This window comes from Vibrio sp. 1641 (assembly GCF_033339995.1).
GTDB classification, from domain to species: Bacteria; Pseudomonadota; Gammaproteobacteria; order Enterobacterales; family Vibrionaceae; genus Vibrio; species Vibrio alginolyticus.
Window position 1 is genome coordinate 1 of record NZ_JAWOVP010000421.1, and the last position, 554, is coordinate 554.

Annotated in this window: 1 protein-coding gene; it reads left to right on the forward strand. The window is 46.9% G+C overall.

Going from position 1 to position 554, the window contains the following annotated elements; all coding sequences use genetic code 11:
• Window positions 1–554, forward strand: a 554-nt coding sequence (locus tag R7Z47_RS26330; RefSeq protein ID WP_411913069.1) for an NAD(P)/FAD-dependent oxidoreductase, incomplete at both ends; no start/stop codon positions are given.

A 554-nucleotide genomic window follows, 5' to 3' on the forward strand; every position in this document is an offset into this window, starting at 1 on the left:
TTGAAGGCGATGAAACCGCGTTGCTAGCGAAGTTCGCAAACGATCCTCACGTTCGCCAAACACCAGACATGGAATACAAGTTTGTTGCGAAAGCACCTGAGAACCTAACAGAGCGCCCAATCGTCATCGGTTTTGGTCCATGTGGTCTGTTTGCTGGTTTGGTGTTGGCTCAAATGGGTTTCAACCCAATCATTGTTGAACGTGGTAAAGAAGTACGTGAACGTACTAAAGATACTTTCGGTTTCTGGCGTAAACGCACGCTAAACCCAGAATCAAACGTACAGTTTGGTGAGGGCGGTGCGGGTACGTTCTCTGACGGTAAGCTGTACAGCCAAGTGAAAGATCCAAACTTCTACGGTCGCAAAGTGATCACTGAATTTGTTGAGGCTGGCGCACCAGAAGAAATTCTATACGTAAGTAAACCGCACATCGGTACTTTCAAGCTGGTAACGATGATCGAGAAACTGCGTGCGACTATCATCGAGCTAGGTGGTGAAATTCGCTTTAGTACACGTGTTGATGATCTTCATATGGAAGACGGTCAAATCACTGGC